The organism is Glaciihabitans sp. UYNi722 (genome assembly GCF_040549465.1).
In the GTDB taxonomy this organism is placed as follows: Bacteria; Actinomycetota; Actinomycetes; order Actinomycetales; family Microbacteriaceae; genus Lacisediminihabitans.
The window spans coordinates 61640-83798 of the sequence record NZ_JBEPTL010000018.1 but is presented as its reverse complement, the minus strand read 5'-3'; the positions used below and the strand labels follow the sequence as shown (position 1 = coordinate 83798).

The 22159-nt window shown below is 65.5% G+C and carries 21 protein-coding genes and 1 riboswitch; of the genes, 15 read left to right on the top strand and 6 right to left on the bottom strand.

Annotation, left to right across the window (positions count from 1 at the left end):
- Positions 1–144 precede the first annotated feature (144 nt).
- From ABIB56_RS13470 to ABIB56_RS13460, 3 genes are all read right to left on the bottom strand, one after another.
- A complete protein-coding gene (locus ABIB56_RS13470) occupies positions 145–1281 on the bottom strand; it encodes a BMP family lipoprotein (RefSeq protein WP_354569728.1) in 1137 nt (378 codons plus the stop codon).
- A 197-nt stretch (positions 1282–1478) separates the two neighbouring features.
- Entirely contained in the window at positions 1479–2558 is a 1080-nt protein-coding gene (locus ABIB56_RS13465) for a BMP family lipoprotein (RefSeq protein WP_354569727.1), read from the bottom strand.
- A gap of 14 nt (positions 2559–2572) precedes the next feature.
- Positions 2573–3694: a mannose-1-phosphate guanylyltransferase gene (locus tag ABIB56_RS13460; protein WP_354569726.1), complete on the bottom strand. Its 1122-nt coding sequence runs from the start codon at positions 3692–3694 to the stop codon at positions 2573–2575.
- A 122-nt stretch (positions 3695–3816) separates the two neighbouring features.
- Here ABIB56_RS13460 and ABIB56_RS13455 point away from each other — a divergent pair, with 122 nt between their 5' ends.
- The 5 genes from ABIB56_RS13455 to ABIB56_RS13435 all read left to right on the top strand — a co-directional run bounded on the left by ABIB56_RS13455 (position 3817) and on the right by ABIB56_RS13435 (position 8594).
- Positions 3817–4989: a glycosyltransferase family 4 protein gene (locus tag ABIB56_RS13455; protein ID WP_354569725.1), complete on the top strand. Its 1173-nt coding sequence runs from the start codon at positions 3817–3819 to the stop codon at positions 4987–4989.
- Between the two features lie 135 nt (positions 4990–5124).
- Entirely contained in the window at positions 5125–5553 is a 429-nt protein-coding gene (sdhC, locus tag ABIB56_RS13450) for a succinate dehydrogenase, cytochrome b556 subunit (RefSeq protein WP_502917604.1), read from the top strand.
- Between the two features lie 2 nt (positions 5554–5555).
- Positions 5556–6002, top strand: a complete 447-nt coding sequence (locus ABIB56_RS13445) for a succinate dehydrogenase hydrophobic membrane anchor subunit (RefSeq protein ID WP_354569724.1) — start codon at positions 5556–5558, stop codon at positions 6000–6002.
- Positions 6002–7822 (top strand): succinate dehydrogenase flavoprotein subunit, encoded by a 1821-nt coding sequence (gene sdhA, locus ABIB56_RS13440; protein ID WP_354569723.1) that lies wholly within the window; start codon positions 6002–6004, stop codon positions 7820–7822. The genes ABIB56_RS13445 and sdhA overlap by 1 nt, the downstream gene beginning before the upstream one ends.
- Positions 7823–7838: 16 nt before the next feature.
- Entirely contained in the window at positions 7839–8594 is a 756-nt protein-coding gene (locus ABIB56_RS13435; protein WP_354569722.1) for a succinate dehydrogenase iron-sulfur subunit, read from the top strand.
- Positions 8595–8996: 402 nt separating this feature from the next.
- On the opposite strand, the gene ABIB56_RS13430 is transcribed toward ABIB56_RS13435, so the two are convergent.
- Both ABIB56_RS13430 and ptsP read right to left on the bottom strand, forming a co-directional pair.
- Positions 8997–10517 (bottom strand): sigma-70 family RNA polymerase sigma factor, encoded by a 1521-nt coding sequence (locus tag ABIB56_RS13430; protein WP_354569721.1) that lies wholly within the window; start codon positions 10515–10517, stop codon positions 8997–8999.
- A 159-nt stretch (positions 10518–10676) separates the two neighbouring features.
- Positions 10677–12320 (bottom strand): phosphoenolpyruvate--protein phosphotransferase, encoded by a 1644-nt coding sequence (gene ptsP / locus ABIB56_RS13425; RefSeq protein ID WP_354569720.1) that lies wholly within the window; start codon positions 12318–12320, stop codon positions 10677–10679.
- 81 nt (positions 12321–12401) lie between these two features.
- On the opposite strand from ptsP, the gene ABIB56_RS13420 reads away from it, so the two are divergent.
- The 10 genes from ABIB56_RS13420 to ABIB56_RS13375 all read left to right on the top strand — a co-directional run bounded on the left by ABIB56_RS13420 (position 12402) and on the right by ABIB56_RS13375 (position 22025).
- On the top strand, positions 12402–13364 hold the full coding sequence (locus ABIB56_RS13420; protein WP_354569719.1) for a YihY/virulence factor BrkB family protein: 963 nt from the start codon (positions 12402–12404) through the stop codon (positions 13362–13364).
- A gap of 9 nt (positions 13365–13373) precedes the next feature.
- Positions 13374–14222, top strand: a complete 849-nt coding sequence (locus tag ABIB56_RS13415; RefSeq protein WP_354569718.1) for an exodeoxyribonuclease III — start codon at positions 13374–13376, stop codon at positions 14220–14222.
- A 145-nt stretch (positions 14223–14367) separates the two neighbouring features.
- Complete coding sequence (trpS, locus tag ABIB56_RS13410) at positions 14368–15375, top strand: tryptophan--tRNA ligase (RefSeq protein ID WP_354569717.1); 1008 nt, start codon at positions 14368–14370, stop codon at positions 15373–15375.
- Between the two features lie 248 nt (positions 15376–15623).
- Positions 15624–15776, top strand: a riboswitch (FMN riboswitch).
- 106 nt (positions 15777–15882) lie between these two features.
- The gene (ribD, locus tag ABIB56_RS13405; RefSeq protein ID WP_354569716.1) at positions 15883–16911 is read left to right on the top strand and encodes a bifunctional diaminohydroxyphosphoribosylaminopyrimidine deaminase/5-amino-6-(5-phosphoribosylamino)uracil reductase RibD; all 1029 of its coding nucleotides are present in this window, start codon (positions 15883–15885) and stop codon (positions 16909–16911) included.
- Positions 16911–17543 (top strand): riboflavin synthase, encoded by a 633-nt coding sequence (locus ABIB56_RS13400; RefSeq protein ID WP_354569715.1) that lies wholly within the window; start codon positions 16911–16913, stop codon positions 17541–17543. The genes ribD and ABIB56_RS13400 overlap by 1 nt, the downstream gene beginning before the upstream one ends.
- Positions 17540–18844: a GTP cyclohydrolase II gene (gene ribA / locus ABIB56_RS13395; RefSeq protein WP_354569714.1), complete on the top strand. Its 1305-nt coding sequence runs from the start codon at positions 17540–17542 to the stop codon at positions 18842–18844. Before ABIB56_RS13400 ends, ribA begins: the two co-directional genes overlap by 4 nt.
- Complete coding sequence (ribH, locus tag ABIB56_RS13390) at positions 18841–19311, top strand: 6,7-dimethyl-8-ribityllumazine synthase (RefSeq protein WP_354569713.1); 471 nt, start codon at positions 18841–18843, stop codon at positions 19309–19311. The genes ribA and ribH overlap by 4 nt, the downstream gene beginning before the upstream one ends.
- Before the next feature lie 17 nt (positions 19312–19328).
- Positions 19329–19481, top strand: a complete 153-nt coding sequence (locus ABIB56_RS13385; RefSeq protein ID WP_354569712.1) for a hypothetical protein — start codon at positions 19329–19331, stop codon at positions 19479–19481.
- A gap of 34 nt (positions 19482–19515) precedes the next feature.
- Positions 19516–19911 carry a hypothetical protein gene (locus ABIB56_RS13380; protein WP_354569711.1) on the top strand — a complete coding sequence of 132 codons (396 nt, stop codon included), beginning with the start codon at positions 19516–19518 and terminating at the stop codon, positions 19909–19911.
- Between the two features lie 263 nt (positions 19912–20174).
- A complete protein-coding gene (locus ABIB56_RS13375; protein ID WP_354569710.1) occupies positions 20175–22025 on the top strand; it encodes an ABC transporter ATP-binding protein in 1851 nt (616 codons plus the stop codon).
- Here ABIB56_RS13375 and ABIB56_RS13370 read toward each other — a convergent pair whose 3' ends face one another.
- Complete coding sequence (locus ABIB56_RS13370; RefSeq protein ID WP_354569709.1) at positions 22026–22157, bottom strand: hypothetical protein; 132 nt, start codon at positions 22155–22157, stop codon at positions 22026–22028.
- Positions 22158–22159 lie beyond the last annotated feature (2 nt).

The window sequence follows — 22159 nt, the reverse complement described above, 5'->3', positions numbered from 1 at the left end:
ACCCGGGGTGTGGTGTTCCCCCTCGAGACCAGCCAGAGCCCCCCAACCCCCCCGCCCCCCCCGGCCCGGTCCCCCCCCCCCCCGGGGGGGGGGGGGGGGGCGCCCCCCCCGCCCCCCCCCCCCGACCCGTGATGTGCCCTGTGCCTACTTGTTCAGGTACGACTTCACAGTGATCTTGCCGCTGATGATGTCCGCTTTGATGGAGTCGAGCTCCTTCTGCAGGTCGGGGTTCACCTTCGACTCGAAGTCGTGGAACGGTGCGATACCGACTCCATCGTTCTTCAGCGTGCCGATGTACGCGGTGTTGTCGAACTCGCCCTTCTTCGCCTTGGCCGCGGCCTCGACCACGTTCTCCACTGCCGGCTTGATGCCCTTGAGCACCGAGGTCAGGTAGAGCTTGTCGTAGGTGGGGAAGGTGGCGTACACGTCTGCGTCCGCACCGAGCAGGGCGATGTCCTTGCCGGAGTCGGTGATGGCCGCGCCCGCGCTCTGGAAGATCGGTCCGCCGACAGGCAGGATGACGTCCGCGTTCTGGTCGATGAGACCCTGGGCGACGTTCTTGGCCGTGTCGTTGGCCGCGAAGCCGCCGGTGAAGGAGCCGGTCTGCTTGTCGACATCCCAGCCGATGACCTTGACGTCTTTGCTCTTCTGCTCGTTGTAGTACTTCGCGCCATCGGCGAAGCCGTCCATGAAGATAGTGACGGTGGGGATCTGGATTCCGCCGAAGGTGCCGATCACGCCGGTCTTCGAGTAGCTGGCCGAAGCGTAACCGGCGAGGAAGCCGGCCTGCACAGTGTCGAACAGGATCGGCTTGATGTTCGGAGCGTCGACCTTGCCGTCGCCGGTCGGCTTGCCGTCAGTGCCGGTCTTACCCTCGTTGTCAGCCGCATCGTCGATGATGGCGAACTGGATGTCGGGGTTGGCCTTCGCAGCCGCGATGGATGCCGCAGAGAGCTTGAAGCCGACGGTGACGATCAGGTTGCAACCGGCGGAGACGAGGCCCGAGATGTTGGGCTCGTAGTCGGTGTCCGCGTTGGACTGCACCGACTTCGGCTTCACGCCGAGCTTGTCGGATGCCGCCTTCAGGCCTTCGAGGCCGAGTTGGTTGAACGACTTGTCGGTGAATCCGCCGTCATCGGAGACCATGCAGGGAAGGAATTTGGATTGTGCGCCGCCGCTCGAGGAGCCGGCGTCGGGTGCTGCTGCACAGCCGGTAAGCACTGCTGCGATACCGACCATTGCAAGGCCGCTAAGCCAGCGGCCGCGTGAGGTGATTCTCAAGTTGTCCTCCAAGGTGCTGTACCGGCACAGTTGCCGGGACCATATGGGTGTACAGGTTACCGAATGTTACGACGCCGGAAGACCCTGCTGGGCACGCCGTCGCCCAATGGTTACCAAGATGCGACGGTCGCGAAATGTTGCAGAAATAATCACCGAGGAATAGCCGGTTTTTCCTGCTCATATGAGCGCGCCGACGACTACTTCGGAGCGCTCGGCGAGGTGACTTTCACGGTGCCGGCGATGATGTCGGCCTTCAGCTTCTCAACCTCGTCGGCCAACCCAGCCGGCACCTTCGAGGCGAGGTCGTGGTAACTCGCCAGGCCCACGCCACCGTTCTTCAGCGTGCCGACATAGGGAGTGTTGGTAAAGCTGTTCTTGACACTCTGTCCGGCGATCTGCACCACGGCATCCCCGGTCTTCTTGAGCACAGAGGTGAGCAGGATCGGACGGTACTCGGAGGCGAGAGTGTTGTATCCGTCGGAGTCGACCCAGATCAGCGCGACATTGCCGGCCTGCTTAGCGGCCGCAGCGGCACCCTCGCCGACCTGGCCCGCCACCGGGAGGATCACATCGGCGCCCTGGTCGATGAGGCCCTGCGCGAGCGTCAACCCTTTCGCGGTGTCCTCGAAGTCACCGGTGAACGAGCCGTCCTGGGTGTCCTTGTTCCAGCCCAGGGCCTTCACGCTCGTGTTGTGGACTGTGTTGTATCGGGCGACGCCGTCGACGAAACCGTCCATGAACAGGGTGACCGGCGGCTGGTTGCCACCACCGAAGGTGGCGACGGTTCCGGTCTTCGAGTATCCAGCGGCGAGATAGCCGGCCAGGAACGACGCCTGTGCGGTGTCGAAGACAATCGGCTTGATGTTCGGCGCATCCACCGTGTCGTCGACGATCGCGAAGTCGACGTCGGGGTTCGCCTTGGCCGCGTCCGTGGTCGAGGGGGTGAGCTCGTAGCCGACCGTGAGCACGAATTTGCAGCCGCTGTCGACGGCGAGCGAGACGTTGGGCTTGAGGTCGGTCTCGGCGTTCGAGACGAGCACCTTCGCCTTGATACCGTACTTCTTCTCGGCATCCTGCAGGCCGGCCCAGCTGGCCTGGTTGAACGACTTGTCCTGCAGCCCTCCGGAGTTGGTCACCATTCTGGCGCAGAAATCGGATGCCGCTGGCTTGTCGGTCTTCGCCGGCGCCGCCGCGCATCCGGCCAGCAGCACCAACGCCGCACCGAGAACGGCGACAATGCGGATCGTAGGCGTTGTGAACATTGGTTGCCTTGACATGAATCGATTCTGCCCTAGAGCACGTCGTTGCGCCCGGAGAGTTTGAGCGCGTCGACGACCGCCTTGACGCGCTGGGCGTTGGCGCTGGTGGTGACGAGAAGGGCGTCCGGGGTGTCCACCACGACGATATCGGTCACGCCGATGAGGGAGATGAGGCGACCGGTCTGGCTGATGACCACGCCGCTGGAGGCATCCGCGAGCACCCTGGCGTTCTCACCGAGGATCGCGAGGTCTGACTTGCGGCCGCCGGCGTGAATCTTGGCGATGGCGGCGAAGTCGCCAACGTCGTCCCAGTCGAAGTCGCCGGGGATCACGGCGAGCCGACCCGATTTCGCCGCAGGCTCAGCCACCGTGTAGTCGATGGCGATCTTCTTGAGGCCTGGCCACACCTTGTCGACGACCGCACCGCGGCGAGGAGTGTCCCAGGCTTCCGCCAGTTTGGTCAGGCCGGCCAGCAGCTCGGGTTCCGTCTCGCCGAGCTGTTTCAGAAGCACATCTGCCCGGGAGATGAACATGCCGCCGTTCCAGAGGTAGTTGCCGTCGGAAAGGTAGGCCTGCGCCGTCGCGAGATCCGGCTTCTCCACGAAGGAGTCCACCGCCAGAGCACTCGCCGCTCCGGTGATCTCAAGCGGGGTTCCGCAGTGGATGTAGCCGAACCCGATGGCCGGATCGGTGGGCGTGATGCCGATGGTGGCGATATAGCCCGCATCGGCGGCGGCCACAGCCTCGGTCACGGCGCGCCGGAAGCCGCGGATGTCGGAGATCACATGATCGGCGGCGAAGGACCCGATGATCACATCCGGCTCCCTGTTGTGCAGGATCGCGGCCGCGAGTCCGATAGCCGCTGTCGAGTCCTTTGGCTCGCTCTCGAGTACCACGTTGGCGTCGATGAGATCGGGCAGCTGAGCTTCCACCGCCGCGCGATGGGCCCGGCCGGTGACCACCATGACGCGATCCTTGCCGGAGAGCGGCACCAGGCGATCCCAGGTCGCGCGAAGGAGAGTGCTGCCAGAACCGGTGAGGTCGTGCAGGAATTTCGGCGCATCGGCACGCGACAGCGGCCAGAGGCGCGACCCGATGCCCCCTGCGGGGATCACGCTGTAGAACCTGTCGAGCGGATGCGAATGCTGGGCCATGCCGATCAGACTAGCGAACCCAAGATTCGCTGTAGCCGTGACGAGTTCACCCCCTATTTCCCGCAGGTCAACCTCGGCGATCTAGCGTCGGATGAAGCGGACCGATCGAAAGCAGCGAGAGCATGCGGATTGCAGTAGTCAGCGAAAGTTTCCTCCCCACCCTCAACGGCGTGACCACGAGCGTGTGTCGTGTGCTGGAACACCTCAGGGACAACGGTCACGATGCGATCGTGATCTGCCCCTCGGCCGGAGCCCCGAAGGAGTTCGCCGGCTTTCCCGTGCACGAGGTGCCGGCCTTCGCCTACCGCCAGTTCCCCGTCGGGCTGCCGAACCCCCAGGTCCAGCGGCTGATCGACGACTTCTCGCCGGACGTCGTGCACGCGGCATCCCCCTTTTTGCTCGGCGCACAGGCGATCACCGCAGCCGGCCGACTCGACATCGCCTCGGTCGCGATCTTCCAGACGGATGTCGCCGGCTACGCGCGCAGGAACGGCCTCGGCGCCGCGACCGCCCTTGCCTGGCGCCTGGTTCGCTGGGTGCACGACGGAGCGGATCTCACGCTCGCGCCATCCACCGCGTCGATGACGGACCTCGCGGCGGCGGGCATCAAGCGGGTCGAGCGGTGGGGGCGCGGCGTCGATCTGGAGAGCTACCACCCACGTAACCGGATGACGAGCGCCACGCGCCGTCTGCGGGAAAGGATCGCTCCCACAGGCCAGGTCATCGTGGGATATGTCGGTCGGATTGCACCGGAGAAGCAGCTCGAGAGGCTGGCCGCTCTCAGGGGTGTGCCGGGCATCCGAATCGCGATCGTCGGTGGAGGGCCGTCTATCGCCCACGTGCAGAGGCAGTTGAAGGGGATGCCGGTGACCTACCTCGGCACCCTCACCGGAGCGGACCTCGCCGCCGCCTATGCGAGCTTCGACATCTTCGTGCACCCCGGCACGGAGGAGACTTTCGGCCAGACCATCCAGGAGGCGCACGCGAGCGGCGTGCCGGTGGTCGCTCCACGGGCAGGGGGTCCGATCGACCTCGTGCGGGTGCGACAGAACGGTTTTCTCTTCGAACCCGACGACAACCGCTCGCTGCGCACCTTCGTCGAACAGCTGGTACGCGACGAACCGCTCAGGATGCGAATGGGCGAAGCCGGACGGCGCGGCGTGATCGACAGATCATGGGATGCGATCTGCGGCGAACTCGTCGAGCACTACGAGAACACGATCGCGAAGCGCACCCATTCCGCACTCGACACCACCGGCGCGGTTCGCAAGATGTCTCGACCTCGAGAGAGTTAGGTATGCATTGGCAGCGGGCATGACAGCGCGGGAATAGACTGGAATTCGTTCACCCAAGGAACAGTCGCGCGCCCTGCTCACGGGGCAAGACATCGCCAAGGAGGGTTGCTCGTGCCAGAGAAGTCGGCGGGGGCCCTGGCCGCACCCAAGCCAGAAAAGAAGTATCCGCTTCCCAGGATCTCGGCACCACGGGTACCGCGAGGCACCCTGTACCGCGGTCGGGAAGGCATGTGGTCGTGGGTTCTGCACCGAATCACCGGTGTTGCGATCTTCTTCTTCCTGCTCGTACACATCCTCGACACGTCGCTCATCCGCGTGAGTCCTGAGGCGTACAACGCGGTGATCAACACCTACAAGACGCCCATCATGGGGCTCGGTGAGACCGCACTCGTTGCCGCGATCGGATTCCACGCGCTCAACGGGCTGCGCATCATCCTCATCGACTTCTGGAGTGTCGGTACCAGGCACCAGAGACTGATGTTCTGGATCGTCATCGCCCTCTGGGTCATCCTGCTGGTCGGCTTCGTGCCCCGCCAGTTCATGCACATCTTTGGAGGTGCCTGATCATGAGTGTCACCATCGAGACTCCCCGCGCACCCGGTGTGCGCCGATCCCGTCGCTTCAACGTGGAGAAGTGGGGCTGGATCTACATGCGCGCGAGCGGTGTGGTTCTCGTCGTGCTGATCTTCGGCCACCTCTTCGTCAACCTCGTCGCGGGCGAAGGCGTGAAGGCCATCGATTTCGGCTTCGTCGGCGGCAAGCTCGCGCAGCCGTTCTGGCAGGTCTGGGACACACTGCTGCTCTGGCTCGCTCTCATCCACGGCGCGAACGGCATGCGCACCATCGTGAACGACTACGCAAGCAACCGACTCCTCCGCACCATTTTCAAGGTCGCGCTCATCGCGTCCGCCGTTGTTCTACTCGTACTGGGAACCCTTGTGATCTACACCTTTGACCCCTGCCCCGCTGGCTCGCCTGCCGACCTGCTCCCGTCGTTCTGCCCCGCGCCGTAATGGGAGAAGACGCAGAGGGCACATCGTCCATCGTGGACGGTGTGCACTATCACCAGTTCGACATCGTGATCGTCGGAGCGGGTGGCGCAGGGATGCGCGCGGCCATCGAGGCCGGACCGCACGCTCGCACCGCGGTCATCTCCAAGCTCTACCCGACCCGCTCGCACACCGGAGCGGCCCAGGGTGGCATGGCTGCGGCCCTGGCTAATGTCGAGGAAGACAACTGGGAGTGGCACACCTACGACACCGTCAAAGGTGGCGACTACCTGGTCGACCAGGATGCCGCGGAGATCCTGGCGAAGGAGGCCATCGAAGCCGTTCTCGACCTCGAGAACATGGGCCTCCCGTTCAACCGCACGCCCGAGGGCAAGATCGACCAGCGCCGCTTCGGCGGCCACACCCGTGAGCACGGCAAGGCCCCTGTGCGCCGTGCCTGCTACGCCGCCGACCGCACAGGCCACATGATCCTGCAGACGCTGTTCCAGAACTGCGTCAAGCTCGGCATCAACTTCTTCAACGAGTTCTACGTGCTCGACCTGGTAATGACCGAGGTCGAGGACGCCTTTGGTCAGCGCACCGAGAAGCCATCCGGTGTCGTCGCCTACGAGCTGGCCACCGGCGAGCTGCACGTCTTCCAGGCGAAGGCGATCATCTTCGCCACCGGTGGTTTCGGCAAGATCTTCAAGACGACGTCCAACGCCCACACCCTCACCGGTGATGGCGTGGGCATCATCTGGCGCAAGGGCCTGCCGCTCGAAGACATGGAGTTCTTCCAGTTCCACCCGACAGGGCTCGCCGGCCTCGGCATCCTGCTCTCTGAGGCGGCACGGGGTGAAGGCGCGATCCTGCGCAACTCGACCGGTGAGCGTTTTATGGAGCGCTACACCCCGACGCTCAAAGACCTCGCACCGCGTGACATCGTGGCGCGATCGATGGCCACGGAGATCCGTGAGGGCAGAGGGGCCGGTCCGAACAAGGATTACCTCTACCTCGACATCACCCACCTCGAGCCGGCCGTCATCGACGAGAAGCTCCCGGATATCACCGAGTTCGCGCGCACCTATCTCGGTGTCGAGCCGTACACCGAACCGGTTCCTGTGTTGCCGACGGCGCACTACGCGATGGGCGGCATCCCCACCACCAACAACGCCGAGGTGCTGCGCAGCAACACCGAGACGGTTCCCGGCCTCTATGCGGCCGGCGAGTGCGCCTGCGTGAGCGTGCACGGCTCCAACCGCCTCGGCACCAACTCGCTGCTCGACATCAACGTCTTCGGCAAGCGCGCGGGCACCAACGCCGTCGAGTATGTGAAGACGGCCGAGTGGGTGCCGCTGCCGGAGAACCCGGCCGGCGGCGTCGTGAAGATCCTCGATATGGTGCGCAGCGGCACGGGCACCGAGAACATCGCAGCCATCCGCAAGGAACTGCAGGACTCGATGGACCGGAACGCCCAGATCTTCCGCACGGATGAGAGCCTCGGCGAAGTCACCACGCTCATCGAGACCCTTCGCGCGAGGTACCACAACATCGCGCTGCGCGACAAGGGCAAGCGCTTCAACACCGACCTTCTCGAGGCCGTGGAACTCGGCTTCCTGCTCGACCTCGCAGAGGTGCTGGTCTATTCGGCTCGCTCCCGCAAGGAGAGCCGTGGCGGCCACATGCGCGAGGACTACCCGGAGCGCGACGACAAGAATTTCCTGGTGCACACGATGGCCTACCTCACCGGCGACCCAGAATCAGCAGACGCCGGAGAGCACATCAGGCTCGACTGGAAACCCGTCGTCATCACGAACTACCCGCCGATGGAACGAAAGTACTAATGAAGGGCGCGAACTAATGAGCACAGCAGTTCTCGAGAACAAGCCGAGCGTGCCGGAAGAGATCCCGACCTTCATCGCGACCATCATCGTGCGCCGCTTCGACCCCGAGGTAGACGAAGAGCCGCACTGGGAAGACTTCGACGTCGTGATGCAGGGAACCGACCGCGTGCTCGACGCCCTGCACAAGATCAAGTGGGAACAGGATGGCTCGCTGAGCTTCCGTCGCTCCTGCGCCCACGGCGTCTGCGGTTCGGATGCCATGCGCATCAACGGACGCAACCGTCTGGCCTGCAAGACCCTGCTGAAAGACCTCGACCTCTCCAAACCGGTCTACATCGAGGCCATCAAGGGACTCCCCCTCGAGAAGGACCTGATCGTCAACATGGATCCCTTCTTCGACAGCTTCAAGGAGGTGCAGCCTTTCCTCATCGCTTCGTCGAAGCCCGAGAAGGAGCGCCTGCAGAGCCCCGTCGAGCGCGCACGTTTCGACGACACCACCAAGTGCATCCTCTGCGCCGCCTGCACCACCAGCTGCCCGGTCTTCTGGACCGACGGCCAGTACTTCGGCCCAGCCGCCATCGTCAACGCGCACCGGTTCATCTTCGACTCGCGCGATGAGGGGGCCGAGGTGCGCCTCGACATTCTCAACGACAAGGAGGGCGTGTGGCGCTGCCGCACGACCTTCAACTGCACCGACGCATGCCCCCGCGGCATCCAGGTGACCCAGGCCATCGCCGAGGTCAAGGCCGCAATTCTGCGCGGTAAGCCCTAACAGCACCCCACGTCACGAAAAGATGGCCGACAGCTCACCCGAAGAGCTGCCGGCCATCGTTCTTTCGCAATACAACTGAGCTGTGTAAAGTCGGTGCCGCTCGCTCCCTGGACGGTGGCGAGCGGCCCCGATTCCTGACCCCCCGGTCTTTTCTTCCTCGAGTCCTCTCACTGTGGGAAGTGGAACGCATTTCTGCGCTTCTTACCGGGAGAGACCACGGAACCGGGCGACTATGGCGCGATCCGAGGAAGAACTTTTCGGTGAGAGACCAAGCCGGCAGCAGTGCCAAATGAAGGCATCCGTGCAACTGTTGACGGATCCTTGCCCGGAAATACGGGAGGTGCGGAGCACGGATGCCTTCATTTGGCACTGGAAGAACGCAGATGGCCGCTTCCGAGAAATCTAGAGGCCGAGGATGTCGACCGTGACTCCGAGACTGTTCGAGAGCACCGAGAGGGGTACGCTCACGAGGTTGATGCCGAGCAAGCTCACCAGTGTCTGCTTCACCGTGATCGGGCCGACGCCGTCGGGAAGCGCCGTGAGGTGCACGGCCCAGGTGCCCTGCGCCGTGACCGTGGTCGTGGCGTAGACGGTGTTCGCCGCCTGCACCGACACGGTGGCGCCGGGCATCCCCTTACCGCCAAGGTCGAGTGCCGATCCGACGACGCCGCCGGGCGCGGTGTGGTCGGGTACGGCACCCGGGCCGACGTTGAGCCCGGGGATAAGAGTGTTGACCGGATCGGTGAGGTTGTTCACGAGTCCGTCGACGTTGTTGCCCACCCCGCCGACAACGTCGTTGACCGTCGATCCGAGCGGCGCGGTGAGCGGTGCTGCGGTGGGAACGGGGATGTTGCCATCCGCCCCTGGCGCAGCCGCGGACGGATTCGGCGCGACGTAGGGTTCGGCGATCGAGCTGGTCGCGGATGGTGGAGCGGCGGGCGCGGCATAGCTCACGGCGAGACCGCCGGAGACGGCGAGCGCGACGGCGATGGTTCCGACCAACGGGGCGCTCAGCGCGGGCGCGGTGAGGCCGGCGGTCACCGCGGGCGCGGCAACCGATCCGGCTGCGCCCATGGAACCAAAAGCAGGCGGCAGGGCGGGAGCGGCTGTGGCGGCAACAGCCGCGCTCGGCGCGCTGAGGGAGGCCAGCAGCGAACCACCGACGGCGCCGCCGAGCAGCAGCGGGATCATTACGAGGGCGAGACGCGAGCCGACCTCGTCCACCTCCTCGCTAATGATGGTGCACTTGGCGCAGGTGGCGAGATGATCGCTGACCCGCTGGTGGTCGCGTGGTGTGAGGCCTTTGCGGGCATAGTCGCCGAGGCGGCCGATCGTCCACTGGCACTCGCCGGAGGCCGTGGCATCCGAAACATGGGCCTGCAACCAGGCTTTGCGAAGTCCCTCGCGGGCACGATAGGAGAGCGCGGCAACGCTGTTGGCGCTGATACCGAGGATGGGCGCGACCTCGTGCGGGTCCATCCCCTCCACCTCGGTGTACCAGAGCACGGACTGCCACCGCTCGGGCAGGCTGCTGAAGGCACGAACCGTGAGTGTGCGATCGAGGGCGACGGTGGCCGGATCATCGCTGAGTTCCGGGTCTTCGAACTCGCCCATGTCGTCGACGTTGACGTCGTGGCGTGACTGACCCCACCGACTCGCCAGGTTGCGGATGGTCGTGTACAGGTAGGGGCGGAACGCACCCTCGGGGCCGCCGCCGGCGAGCACCCGCTGGTAGATGCGGGCGTAGGCCTCAGAGACGAGATCGTCGGCATCGATGGACGAGGTGAACTGTCGCGCGACGCGCATGCCCGACCGGGCGTGACGCTGCCAGAGCTCCGCGAAGGCGCTCCGGTCGCCGGCACGAGCCAGCAACACGAGTGATTCGTCGGACGTAATGTCCGCCGAATCGGCCTGGTCTTCCACTATCCGATCCCCCATCGGGGCCCAGTGACTTCGTCGTCGGGAGTGAGAGTGTGCATCACGAGAAGTCCTGAACCTCTCTCCAGTATCGCCGCCCTCTCCGCTCGCAGGCGAGAATCTTCGTATCCGGGGTACAAAATGCAGAGCATTCACGGGCTGGGGCTAGGTTCCGGAGCCCAGCTTCCTGGCATCGGCCGCTGTGCGCCCGGTAATCGCCCGCGCGGCCAGCTCGCGTGCCTGCTCGATGGTGTACTTGCCGAGCTCCGCACGCACGTCGGCGAGGGCGGCCGGTGTCATGCTGAGCGTGGTCGCGCCGAGGCCGACCAGCACGACTGCGAGCTGCGGATCCGCCGCGGCCTCGCCGCAGACGCCGACCGGTTTGCCGCTGGCCGTCCCCGCATCGCCGATCAGCTTGACCAGCCGGAGGACCGCCGGATGCCACGGATCCTGGAAGTGCGCCACGGAGCCGAGCATCCGATCCGCAGCCAGGGTGTACTGGGTGAGGTCGTTGGTGCCGATGCTCACGAAGTCGGCGGTCTCGACCACCTGGTCGGCGAGTACGGCGAGGGACGGGACCTCGGCCATCACGCCGACGATCTTCAGCCCGAGCTCTTTGCCGAGCGCGACGAAGTACTCCGTCTCCTCGGAGTCGGACACCATCGGCGCCATCACCCAGAGCTCCGCATCGGTCTCGGCATCGGCCTGCGCGAGCGCGATCAGCTGGTCGCGCAGGATCTGCTCGCTCGCCCGAAGCGCCCGGAGGCCACGTAGCCCCAGGGCCGGGTTCTCCTCATGGGCATCGTTGAGGAAGCTCAACGGCTTGTCGGCACCGGCATCGAGGGCTCGCACCACCACCTTTTTGCCGGGGAAGTGTGCCAGCAACTCGACGTACTGCGCCTTCTGCTCCTCCACCGTCGGCGAGGTCTTCGCGTCGAGGAACAGGAATTCGGTGCGGAACAGCCCGACACCCTCAGCGCCGAGGTCGATGGCCGCGACCGCGTCTTTCGGCGAGCCCAGGTTGGCGAGCAGTGGGATCTTCGTCCCGTCGGCGAGCGCGCCATCCGTGATCGGCGCGGCCGCTGCGGCCAGGCGGTCGGCGATGCGCTGGCGCGCGTCGGCGATCTCCGTCTCACTCGGTGACACGCGGATGGTGCCGGTGGCGGCATCCGCGATCACGATGGTTCCATCGCTCAGGTCGAGAACCCCCGTCACCCCGACAATCGCCGGGATGGATTGGGAACGGGCGAGGATGGCGGTGTGGCTGGTCGGCCCGCCGTCCCGGGTGACGAGGCCGAGCACCTTGCTCAGGTCGAGCCGCGCGGTATCGGCGGGGGCGAGGTCGGCGGCGACCAGAATGAACGGCTCATCGGAGGTCGGAATGCCGGGCGCCGAGACCCCCCTCAGGTGCGCGATGATGCGCTGCGACACGTCGCCGAGGTCGGTGGCGCGTTCTGCCATGAGACCGCCCATGCCAATGAGAATCTCCTGGAAGGATGCGAAAGCCTCGAAGACCGCGCGCTCACCGCCCGTGCCGGAGTCGATGCGTGCGGTGACGTCGTCGATCAGAGTCGGGTCTGTGGCCATCAGCGCAGCGGCCGCGAGCACGTCTTTGGCCGCTCCACCGGCCTTCTCACCGAGCGCCCGGTAGTCGTCGGCCACGGCCTCGACGGCCTCGGCAACCCGTGCGTTCTCGGCGACGGCGTCGCCACCATGGCCCGTATCCTCGGGTTCCGGCAGTGGATCCGCCATGCGGATGATCTGCCCGACGGCAACTCCCCCACCAACGCCGACGCCGTGCAAATCCATGGGTTTCCTCTCCCTCGGGTCGGCTGCCTGCGGCAACTCTACCTGCGGGATGGTTACGCTTGCAGCGACGAAAGGGGACGCATGGTCGCGAGGATCACGGCGCTGGTCGCGTGGGTGCAGAAGACCAGGGCCGCACGTGTCTTCACCAGGTACTCGGAGAAGAACGGCCCGATACTGGCGGGCGGCCTGAGCCTCACCGCCCTCTACAGCGTCTTCGCCGGAATCTTTGTCGGCTTTGCCGTGCTCGGCCTGTTCATCGAATCGGATCCAGCCCTCAAAGAGGCTGTCGTCTCCACCCTGTCGACCGCCGTGCCCGGCCTCATCGATACCGGAAACGGCGGCGCCATCGACCTCAACGCGCTGTTCGCCTCGCGGGTGCTCAACTGGAGCAGCATCGTGGCGTTGGTCGCATTGCTGGTAACAGCTCTCGGATGGTTCGCCTCAGCGCGCTCCTCCGTGCGTGCCGTGTTCGACCTCGGGCCCGACAAGACCTTCTTTCTGCTGGCGAAGCTCAAGGACCTCGGGTTCGTGATCGCGTTCGCGGCGGTGACCATCGCATCCGCTGCCCTCTCGGTGTTCAGCACCAGCGCGCTCAACTTTCTCTTCGGGCTGCTCGGGATCGACACCAGGTCTTTCTTCGCGCTGGCCGTGGCGCGGGTGATCGGCCTGCTGCTCGTGCTGGTGATCGACACCGTGGTGCTCGCCGCGCTGTTCAGGGTGCTCTCCGACATCCGAATACCTCTCAACCGCCTCATCCCCGGATCGCTGATCGGAGGGATCGCGCTCGGCATGCTCAAGGTGCTCGGCGCGACCATCATCGGCGGCGCGGGCAAGAACCCGCTGCTCGCATCGTTCGCGGTGATCCTCGGCCTGCTGGTCTGGTTCGGACTGATCTGCCAGGTGATCCTGATCGCGGGAACCTGGATCTTCATCGACATGGCGGACCACGGGCAGGATGCCGCAACTCTCGCCCGGCGATCCGGCATCGTCCCTCCCCCACGACGCCTTCGCCCACGATCGCGGCCGGTCAGTGGTGGTCGATAAACTTTTGGCATGACAACTCCCCTGCGAATCGCGTCCGTCAACGTCAACGGGGTGCGTGCCGCATTCCGTAACGGAATGGCGCCGTGGCTCGACGGCAGCGGGGTCGACATCCTCGCCCTGCAGGAGGTACGTGCCGCCACCGAAGATCTCGAGCGACTGCTCGGGCCAGAGTGGAACATCCTCCACGACCCAGCTACCGCCAAAGGTCGCGCGGGGGTCGCGCTTGCCAGCCGCGACACAGCGACGATCCACCGCGTCGACCTCGGTGCCGACGAGTTTGACAGTGCGGGGCGCTGGCTGGAGGCCGACTACGAGGTCGGCGGAAAGATCATCACCGTGGTCAGCACCTACGTGCACTCCGGCAACGCCGAAGATGCTCCGAAAATGGTCGAGAAGTACAAGTTTCTCGACGCGATGACGGCACGGCTACCTGAGGTCGCCGCGCACTCCGAGCTCGCGGTCGTGCTGGGCGACCTCAATGTCGGGCACCGCGAGATCGACATCAAGAACTGGCGTGGCAACCGCAAGAGCGCGGGCTTCCTCGACAAGGAGCGCGCCTACTTCGACCGTTTCTTCGGGCCGCTCGGCGAAACCGTCGAAGGCGTGGACGGCACCACGGGTCCCGGCCTCGGCTGGGTCGACATCGGCCGCAAGTGGGCCGGAGAGGTAGACGGTCCCTACACCTGGTGGTCGGCGCGCGGAGCAGCCTTCGTCAACGACACCGGATGGCGACTCGACTACCAGGTGGCGACTCCGGCGCTTGCAGACAGGGTCAAGAACTACACGGTGGACCGGGCGGCGAGCTATGAAGAGCGTTGGTCGGATCACGCTCCCGTGGTTGTCGACTACGTCATCTAGTTTTGTGGGGACGCGGGGCATCGGTGTACCGGCCCCGCCCATAGAGGCCCGCCACACCCAGGCCGGCACACCGATACCCCGCTCCGTTACAGCGCGGCCGCCGACCACCAGCGAATCATGTGCAAGTCGTGAAAGAGTTATTGACATGAGTTCTCAGCCTCGATTGTTCTCGGGCATCCAGCCGTCCGCCGAATCACTGCATATCGGCAATTACATCGGCGCGCTGGTGCAGTGGAAAGAGATGCAGGCGTCGCACGACGCGTTCTTCTGCGTCGTCGACCTGCACGCGATCACCGTGCCACAGGAGCCCGCACTGTTGCGCGAGCAGACCAGGCGCACGGTGGCGCAGTACATCGCCGCGGGCATCGATCCGGCCCGGTCAACGCTGTTCGTGCAGTCGCAAGTGCATGCGCATGCCGAACTGGCCTGGGTGCTCAACACCATCACCGGCTTCGGCGAGGCCAGCCGTATGACGCAGTTCAAAGACAAGTCGGCCAGGCGCGGCACGGACTCCACCAGCGTTGGGTTGTTCACCTATCCGATCCTGCAGGCGGCCGACGTGCTGCTCTATGACGCCGAGGTCGTGCCCGTCGGAGAAGACCAGCGCCAGCACATCGAGCTCACCCGCGACCTCGCGCAGCGCTTCAACAGCCGCTTCGGCGAGACCTTCGTGATACCGGACGTCAAGATCCAGAAGGAGAGCGCGAAGGTCTACGACCTGCAGGATCCGACCTCCAAAATGTCGAAATCGGGCGAATCTCCCGCGGGCATCGTCTGGCTTCTCGACGAGCCGTCGGTCACCGCCAAGAAGATCCGCTCCGCGGTGACTGATGACGCCCGAGAGGTGCGCTTCGACGCCGTCGAGAAACCCGGCGTCTCCAACCTGCTGACCATCTACTCCGTGCTGGCCGGAACCCCCATCCCGACCCTCGAGACGCAGTATGAGGGTCACGGCTATGGCGATCTCAAGAAAGACCTGGCGGATGTCGTCGTCGAGACTTTCGCGCCGATCCGTGCCCGCGCGCTGGAACTCCTCGCCGACCCAGCCGAGCTCGATCGCGTGCTGGCCGGCAACGCAGACCGCGCCGCCGAGATCGCGGACGCGACGGTCGCCAAGGTCTACGACAGGATCGGCTTCCTGGCGCGGAGGTAACGAATCAGACGCCGCGAACCCCCGCTGCCAGTGCCAAATGAAGGCACTGGCAGCTCGTGACGGGTTCGGAGTGCCGGAAACCCGGGGACAGATGCCCACGAGTGCCTTCATTTGGCACTCGGTAGGGACGGAGGTCGCTCGTGATGGACGAGGTCACGGCGACTCACCTGGCCGGAATGCCGTGACGTTTCGTGGCGGGGAATATTCGCCAGCGGTCGACGTTGACTAGAGTTGCAAGCGAAAGAAAGAACGTGCTCCGGGGTCGGTGAAAATCCGAACCGGCGGTTATAGTCCGCGACCTGCGGCTTCGAACACTGAAGCTGTGGCTGATTCGGTGAAATTCCGAAACCGACGGTTATGAGATCGCAAGGTCTCTCAGTCCGGATGGAAGGAAGCACGCGCACCCTTCACCGATGACGAAAATCGGCTGAGCGGTGCGGGTCGGCGACGTCGACCGCACAATCCCGGAGCCCGTCCAATGCCCAGCAGGGCGGACATGAGGACCGGATGAGCGAGACAGCGATCGAGCGGGCTATGCGCCACGCGCTGTCCCTGGCCTCCCACGGTCCGGCGTACGGCGTGAACCCCCAGGTCGGATGCGTGATTCTCGCGGCCGGCGACGACTCCACCATCATCGCGGAGGGTTGGCATCGCGGCGCGGGAACGCCGCATGCTGAGGTGGACGCTCTCGGCAAGCTCACGCCAGAACGGACCCGAGACGCGACCGCCGTCGTCACGCTCGAGCCGTGCAATCACTTCGGTCGCACCGGCCCCTGCAGCGAGGCGTTGATCGCGGCCGGTATCAGCCGCGTCGTCTACGCCGTCTCGGATCCCGGCCAGAAGTCGAGCGGCGGTGCAGAACGCCTGCGACAGGCCGGCGTGATTGTCGAGTCGGGCTTACTCGCGAACGAGGTCGGGGAGGCTATGCGCACCTGGCTCACCGCCGAGCGCCTCCGTCGTCCATTCGTCACCGTCAAGTGGGCCGCCACCCTCGACGGCCGCGCGGCCGCCGCCGACGGCACCAGCCAGTGGATTACTGGTACGGCGGCACGCCAGCGCGTGCACGAGCAGCGCGAACAGGCCGACGCCATCCTGGTCGGCACCGGGACCGTCCTCGCCGACGACCCGTCACTGACTGCACGCGGGGATGCGGGTGAACTGATGCCGCACCAGCCCGTTCCCGTGGTGATCGGTGAGCGCACGATACCGGCCGACGCTCGGGTTTTCAGCCACCCGCAGGCCCCGATCGTGACCGGGAGCCGGGACCTCGAGAGCGTGCTCTCCTCGCTCTTCGACCTCGGCATCCGTCATGCGTTCGTCGAGGGCGGTCCGACGCTCGCCAGCGCCTTCGCTGCGGCGGGGCTCGTTGACCAGTACCTCATCTATCTCGCCCCTGCCCTGCTCGGCGGCGACAGGCTCGCCCTCGGTGACATCGGCGTCACCACCATCGGCGAAGCGAAAAGACTCACCATCGACACCATCGAGCGACTGGGCGACGACCTGCTGATCGTCGCCCGTCCGAAAGAAGGCACCTAATGTTCACCGGAATCATCGAAGAACTCGGTGAGGTCATCGAGTGGCAGCCGAGCGCGGATGCCGCGCGCATCACCGTGCGCGGAGCACTCGCGGTCTCCGACGCTGGTCACGGCGACTCGATCTCGGTGAGCGGCGTCTGCCTCACCGTCGTCGACAGTGGACCGGACTGGTTCACCGCCGACGTCATGGCCGAGACGATCGCGATGAGCACTTTCGCGGCACCGCAACCCGGCGAGCGCGTGAACCTGGAGCGCGCCACCCAGGTGAACGATCGACTCGGCGGTCACATCGTGCAGGGTCACATCGACGGCACCAGCACGCTGCTCAGTGTTACCGAGGGCGGCGCGTGGCGGGTGCTGCGTTTCACCCTCTCTTCCGATCTGGCTCCCCTCGTGGCGAGCAAGGGGTCGATCGCCGTGGATGGCGTCTCGCTCACGGTGAGCGCGGTCGGCGACGACTGGTTCGAGGTCTCCCTCATTCCGGAGACCCTCGCCGTGACCACCCTCGGCCTCAAGTCCCCCCACGACTCCGTCAACATAGAAACCGACATCCTAGCCCGTCACGTGCAGCGCCTCCTCGCTTTCACTCCGACCGCTGCGGAGAGCGGCACGACCGGAAAGGCAAACTCATGAGCCTCGCAGCCATCCCCACGGCGCTCGATGCCCTCCGCGGCGGGCGCCCCGTGATCGTGGCCGATAACGAAAGCCGGGAGAACGAGGGCGACGTCATCCTCGCCGCGCAGTCCGCAACGCAGGAGTGGCTCGCCTGGGCGATCCGTCACAGCTCGGGCTTCATCTGCGCGCCGATGACCAACGAGATCGCCGACCGACTCGAACTGCCTTACATGGTTCTCGACAACCAGGATCCCCTTGGCACCGCCTACACCGTGACCGTGGACGCGGCCGACCGGCTGAGCACCGGTATCAGCGCCGCCGACCGGGCTCACACCTTGCGGGTGCTCGCCAGCACGGAATCGACCCCGCAGAGTCTCAACCGGCCCGGCCACATTCTCCCCCTGCGCGCCGTTGACGGCGGCGTGCGGGAGCGGCCAGGCCACACCGAGGCGACCATCGACCTGCTCAAACTTGCCGGCCTCATCCCGGTGGGAGCCATTGGCGAGATCATCTCGGACGATGGCGAGATGACTCGGCTGCCCGGGCTTATCGCGCTGGGCGAAGAGTTCGACATCCCGGTCATCACCATCGCCGCCCTCATCGACTACCTCCAGGAATGGCACTGTGACTCTGCGGTGCCACTCGCCGTGCCGATCCCCGAATCGTCGCGGGTGATCTTCGAGGTCGAGACGAACATTCCGACCACGCACGGCACTTTCCGTTTCCGCGCCTATCGTGATCGGATGACCGGGGCCGACCATCTGGCGATCATCTCCGGCGACCCGAAGAACGGCGCGCTCATCCGGGTGCATTCCGAGTGCCTGACCGGCGAGGTCTTCGGTTCGCTCAAGTGCGAGTGCGGCCCGCAACTGGATTCGGCGCTCGACCAGATCCAGGCCGAGGGCGGCGTCGTGATCTACATGCGCGGCCACGAGGGTCGCGGCATCGGCCTGATCAACAAGCTGAAGGCGTACCGCCTGCAGGAAGACGGTCTCGACACCCTGGACGCGAATGTCGCCCTCGGCTTCCCCGCCGACGGCCGCGACTACGGCGCGGCGGTGGCGATCCTCGAAGACCTCGGGCTCTCCGAGGTGCGCGTCATCACCAACAACCCGGAGAAGCTGCGCCAGCTCCGCGAGCGCGGCATCCTAGTGACTGAGCAGGTTCCTCTCCTGGTCGGGGTTGGCAGCTTCAACGAGAGCTACCTCGAGGCGAAGCGCGACCGGATGGGCCACATCCTCCCCAACAACACCGAACTCGAGCAGGCTGCGGCGGCACACAAGCGCATCCTCGAAACCCCGAAAGGAAACATCGCATGAGCGGCGAAGGCGTACCCGAGATCACCTCCGACGGAACGGGGCTCAAGGTGACCATCGTCGCCGGGCGTTGGCATGAGGAGATCACGAACGGCCTGCTGGCCGGCGCGCATCGGGCCCTCGCGGCATCCGGAGCCGAGGTCACCGAGATCCGTGTTCCCGGCAGCTTCGAGCTCCCGGTCGTGAGCCGGGCGGCGCTGGAGAACGGCGCCGACGCGGTGGTGGCCCTCGGCGTGATCATCCGCGGCGGCACGCCCCACTTCGAGTATGTCTCGGATGCCGCGACCAGCGGCCTCACGCAGGTGAGCGTGCTCACCGGCAAACCTGTGGGTTTCGGCGTGCTCACGCTCGACGACGAACAGCAGGGTCTCGATCGGGCCGGGCTCCCCGGCTCGAAGGAGGATAAGGGAGCCGAGGCCGCCGAGGCAGCCGTCGCGACAGCCATCGTCATCCGCGCCCTCGCCCGCTAGCTCTGTAGAGTTGGTGCGTGGCCAATCCTTTCAAGATCTTTGTCGTCATCGGTGTCGTCATCGCGCTCGCTCTCGCAGTGTGGTTCGTCTACATCTTCTTCATCAACCCGGGTAACCACGGTTCTCTGAACGTCGCCTCGGCACAGACGTACGCGGTCGAAACGGCCTGACGTGCGCCGCGGTCCGGTGCGGATCATCGCGTGGATGTCCGTCGTCGTCGCGGTCGCTCTCGCCGTGCTCTTCGTGACCGACGTGCTTCTGAAACCGGCACCCGCCACGCCCATCCAGGGCCTCGAGTTCCACCAGTCGCAGGCCGTGCCGAATTTCGACGACGGTGCCCACGACGTTACCGACCCGGTCAAGCTCGCCGCGTTCAGCACGCTGGTGAAGAAATACTCGATCGATCTCACCGACTTCAACACCGCCATGAACGACGGATGCACCGGCGGCCTGGCCACGAGCATCACCGTCACCTTCACCCACTCCGCATCACAGAAGCTCAGGATCTACGCTTGCGGCGGAGATACCGCGAAGGGCACCTTCGTGAGCGATGCGACAGCTCTCTTCTCCCAATGGCGCACCGACGATAAAGCACAGTGACGGCACTGGTCGAAGCCGGCGACGAGAACCCACTCAAGGCGCTGCATGCCGTGAGCGAAATGCACAGGGAACCGGACAGCCACGAAGCTACGCTCGTGCGCAGGGCGCGCAATCTCGGCATGGGTTGGCATGGGTTGGCAGATGATCGCGAACGCGCTCGGCGTCTCACGGCAGGCCGTCCACAAGAAGTACGGACGCCGCTAGGCACAAATACGCCGCCCGGAGTATGAACACTCCCGGGCGCAGAGAAAGACTAAGGAATCATGAGCACCACGACGCAGGCACCGCGATCCCGTTCGCCCTTCGGACGCGGCAAGCAGGACGACGGGCCAAAGGCCAGGTTCAGCCAGCTGCTGCCATACCTCTACGAGCACAAGAAGATCCTCGGCGTGGTCATCGCGCTGAGCATCCTCAGTGCCGGCGCTTCCCTCGCCCAGCCGCTATTGGTGAGCCAGGTGATCTCGGTCGTGCAGAAGGGCCACATGCTCGGAAGCCTGGTCTGGCTGCTGGTGGCGCTCGTCGTCGTGTCGGGATTGCTCAGCGGGTTCCAGCACTACCTGCTGCAGCGCACCGGCACCAGCGTCGTGCTCTCCGCCCGCCGTCAGCTGGTTCGCCGGATGCTGCGGCTCCCGATTAGCGAATTCGACACCCGTCGCACCGGTGACCTCGTCTCCCGCGTCGGCTCGGACACCACGCTGCTCTACGCGGTGATCACGCAGGGACTCGTCGACGCTGTCGGCGGCGCACTCGTCTTCGTCGGAGCACTCATCGCCATGTTGATCATCGACCCGCTGCTACTCGGACTCACCGTGCTCGTCATCGCGGTCTCGGTTGTGACCGTGGTCTCGCTGTCCGGTCGCGTGCGAGTCGCCAGCCGCAAACAGCAGGAGAAGGTCGGCGACCTGGCAGCCGCCGTGGAACGCGCCATCAGCGCAGTGCGCACGGTACGGGCATCCAACGCCACGGAACGAGAGATTGCCGCCGTTGAGAAAGACGCAGAAGGCGCGTGGGCGATGGGGATCAGCGTGGCGAAGATCTCTGCGCTGGTCGTTCCCATCGCCGGCATCGCATTGCAGGTCTCTTTCCTCGTGGTGCTCGGCGTCGGGGGCTTCCGGGTCGCGAGCGGCGCCATCACCATCTCGAGCCTCGTGGCGTTCATCCTCTTCCTGTTCATGATGATCATGCCGCTCGGCCAGGCCTTCGGGGCGATCAACTCCGTCAACCAGGCGCTCGGTGCGCTCGGACGCATCCAGGAGATCATCTCCCTGCCGAGCGAGAGCGAGTTCGATGCCTCCATCGAGCCGGCAGCGCCGGTGACGACGGATGCCGCGATCAGCTTCGAGAACGTGCAGTTCACCTACCCCGGCACCGCGATGGCTGAGCCCACGCTGGCTGAGCCTGTCGAAGCCGCACAAGGACCCGCCCAGCGCGACCTGACAGTGCTGCACGGTGTCTCTTTCGAGGTGCCGCGGGGGCAACGCACCGCGCTCGTGGGGCCGAGCGGCGCGGGCAAGAGCACGATCCTCGCGTTGATCGAGCGTTTCTACGACCCACGTGACGGCGTCGTGCGAATCGGCGGTGTCGACATCCGTGGGCTCGATCGTCACGACCTGCGCGCCCAGATCGGTTACGTCGAGCAGGACGCGCCCGTGCTCGCCGGATCGCTGCGCGACAACCTCACGCTCGGTGCGCCGGAGGCGACTGACGAGCAGTGCATCCAGGTGCTGCACGATGTGAACCTCACCGAGGTGCTCGAGCGTAACGAGTTGGGTCTCGCCGCGCCGGTCGGCGAGGACGGGATCATGCTCTCCGGTGGCGAACGCCAGCGTCTCGCGATCGCGCGCACGCTGCTCGCCGCACCGCCCATCCTGCTGCTCGACGAGTCGACGTCATCCCTCGACGGACTGAACGAGCAGCTGTTGCGCGAGGCCATCGACGCCGTGGCGGAGAATCGCACACTGATAGTGATAGCGCACCGGCTGTCGACGGTGGTGGATTCCGATCAGATCATCGTGCTGGATCACGGTCGCGTGGTCGGAACGGGCACCCACTCCGAGCTCGTGAAGAGCACGCCGCTGTACAAAGACCTCGCGAAGCATCAGCTCCTGGTCTAACTAGTCGACGGTGCCGCCGAGGATATCGGGCAACTGCCCGACCTCCCCGGCCGGGACTACTGTGAGGATCTGCAGGCCTGCCCCGTTCAGCATGGCAACTGGGTACCGCTCAGCCCGGCTGAGCTCAGCCACGA

What these genes read in the sequence shown, in the direction of transcription:
- ABIB56_RS13465 (WP_354569727.1), bottom strand. Translation starts at nt 2,558, where the DNA reads ATGTCAAGGCAACCAATGTTCACAACGCCTACGATCCGCATTGTCGCC.
- ABIB56_RS13460 (WP_354569726.1), bottom strand. Translation starts at nt 3,694, where the DNA reads ATGGCCCAGCATTCGCATCCGCTCGACAGGTTCTACAGCGTGATCCCC.
- ABIB56_RS13455 (WP_354569725.1), top strand. Translation starts at nt 3,817, where the DNA reads ATGCGGATTGCAGTAGTCAGCGAAAGTTTCCTCCCCACCCTCAACGGC.
- ABIB56_RS13445 (WP_354569724.1), top strand. Translation starts at nt 5,556, where the DNA reads ATGAGTGTCACCATCGAGACTCCCCGCGCACCCGGTGTGCGCCGATCC.
- sdhA (WP_354569723.1), top strand. Translation starts at nt 6,002, where the DNA reads ATGGGAGAAGACGCAGAGGGCACATCGTCCATCGTGGACGGTGTGCAC.
- ABIB56_RS13435 (WP_354569722.1), top strand. Translation starts at nt 7,839, where the DNA reads ATGAGCACAGCAGTTCTCGAGAACAAGCCGAGCGTGCCGGAAGAGATC.
- ptsP (WP_354569720.1), bottom strand. Translation starts at nt 12,320, where the DNA reads ATGGATTTGCACGGCGTCGGCGTTGGTGGGGGAGTTGCCGTCGGGCAG.
- ABIB56_RS13420 (WP_354569719.1), top strand. Translation starts at nt 12,402, where the DNA reads ATGGTCGCGAGGATCACGGCGCTGGTCGCGTGGGTGCAGAAGACCAGG.
- ABIB56_RS13415 (WP_354569718.1), top strand. Translation starts at nt 13,374, where the DNA reads ATGACAACTCCCCTGCGAATCGCGTCCGTCAACGTCAACGGGGTGCGT.
- trpS (WP_354569717.1), top strand. Translation starts at nt 14,368, where the DNA reads ATGAGTTCTCAGCCTCGATTGTTCTCGGGCATCCAGCCGTCCGCCGAA.
- ribD (WP_354569716.1), top strand. Translation starts at nt 15,883, where the DNA reads ATGAGCGAGACAGCGATCGAGCGGGCTATGCGCCACGCGCTGTCCCTG.
- ABIB56_RS13400 (WP_354569715.1), top strand. Translation starts at nt 16,911, where the DNA reads ATGTTCACCGGAATCATCGAAGAACTCGGTGAGGTCATCGAGTGGCAG.
- ribA (WP_354569714.1), top strand. Translation starts at nt 17,540, where the DNA reads ATGAGCCTCGCAGCCATCCCCACGGCGCTCGATGCCCTCCGCGGCGGG.
- ribH (WP_354569713.1), top strand. Translation starts at nt 18,841, where the DNA reads ATGAGCGGCGAAGGCGTACCCGAGATCACCTCCGACGGAACGGGGCTC.
- ABIB56_RS13380 (WP_354569711.1), top strand. Translation starts at nt 19,516, where the DNA reads ATGTCCGTCGTCGTCGCGGTCGCTCTCGCCGTGCTCTTCGTGACCGAC.
- ABIB56_RS13375 (WP_354569710.1), top strand. Translation starts at nt 20,175, where the DNA reads ATGAGCACCACGACGCAGGCACCGCGATCCCGTTCGCCCTTCGGACGC.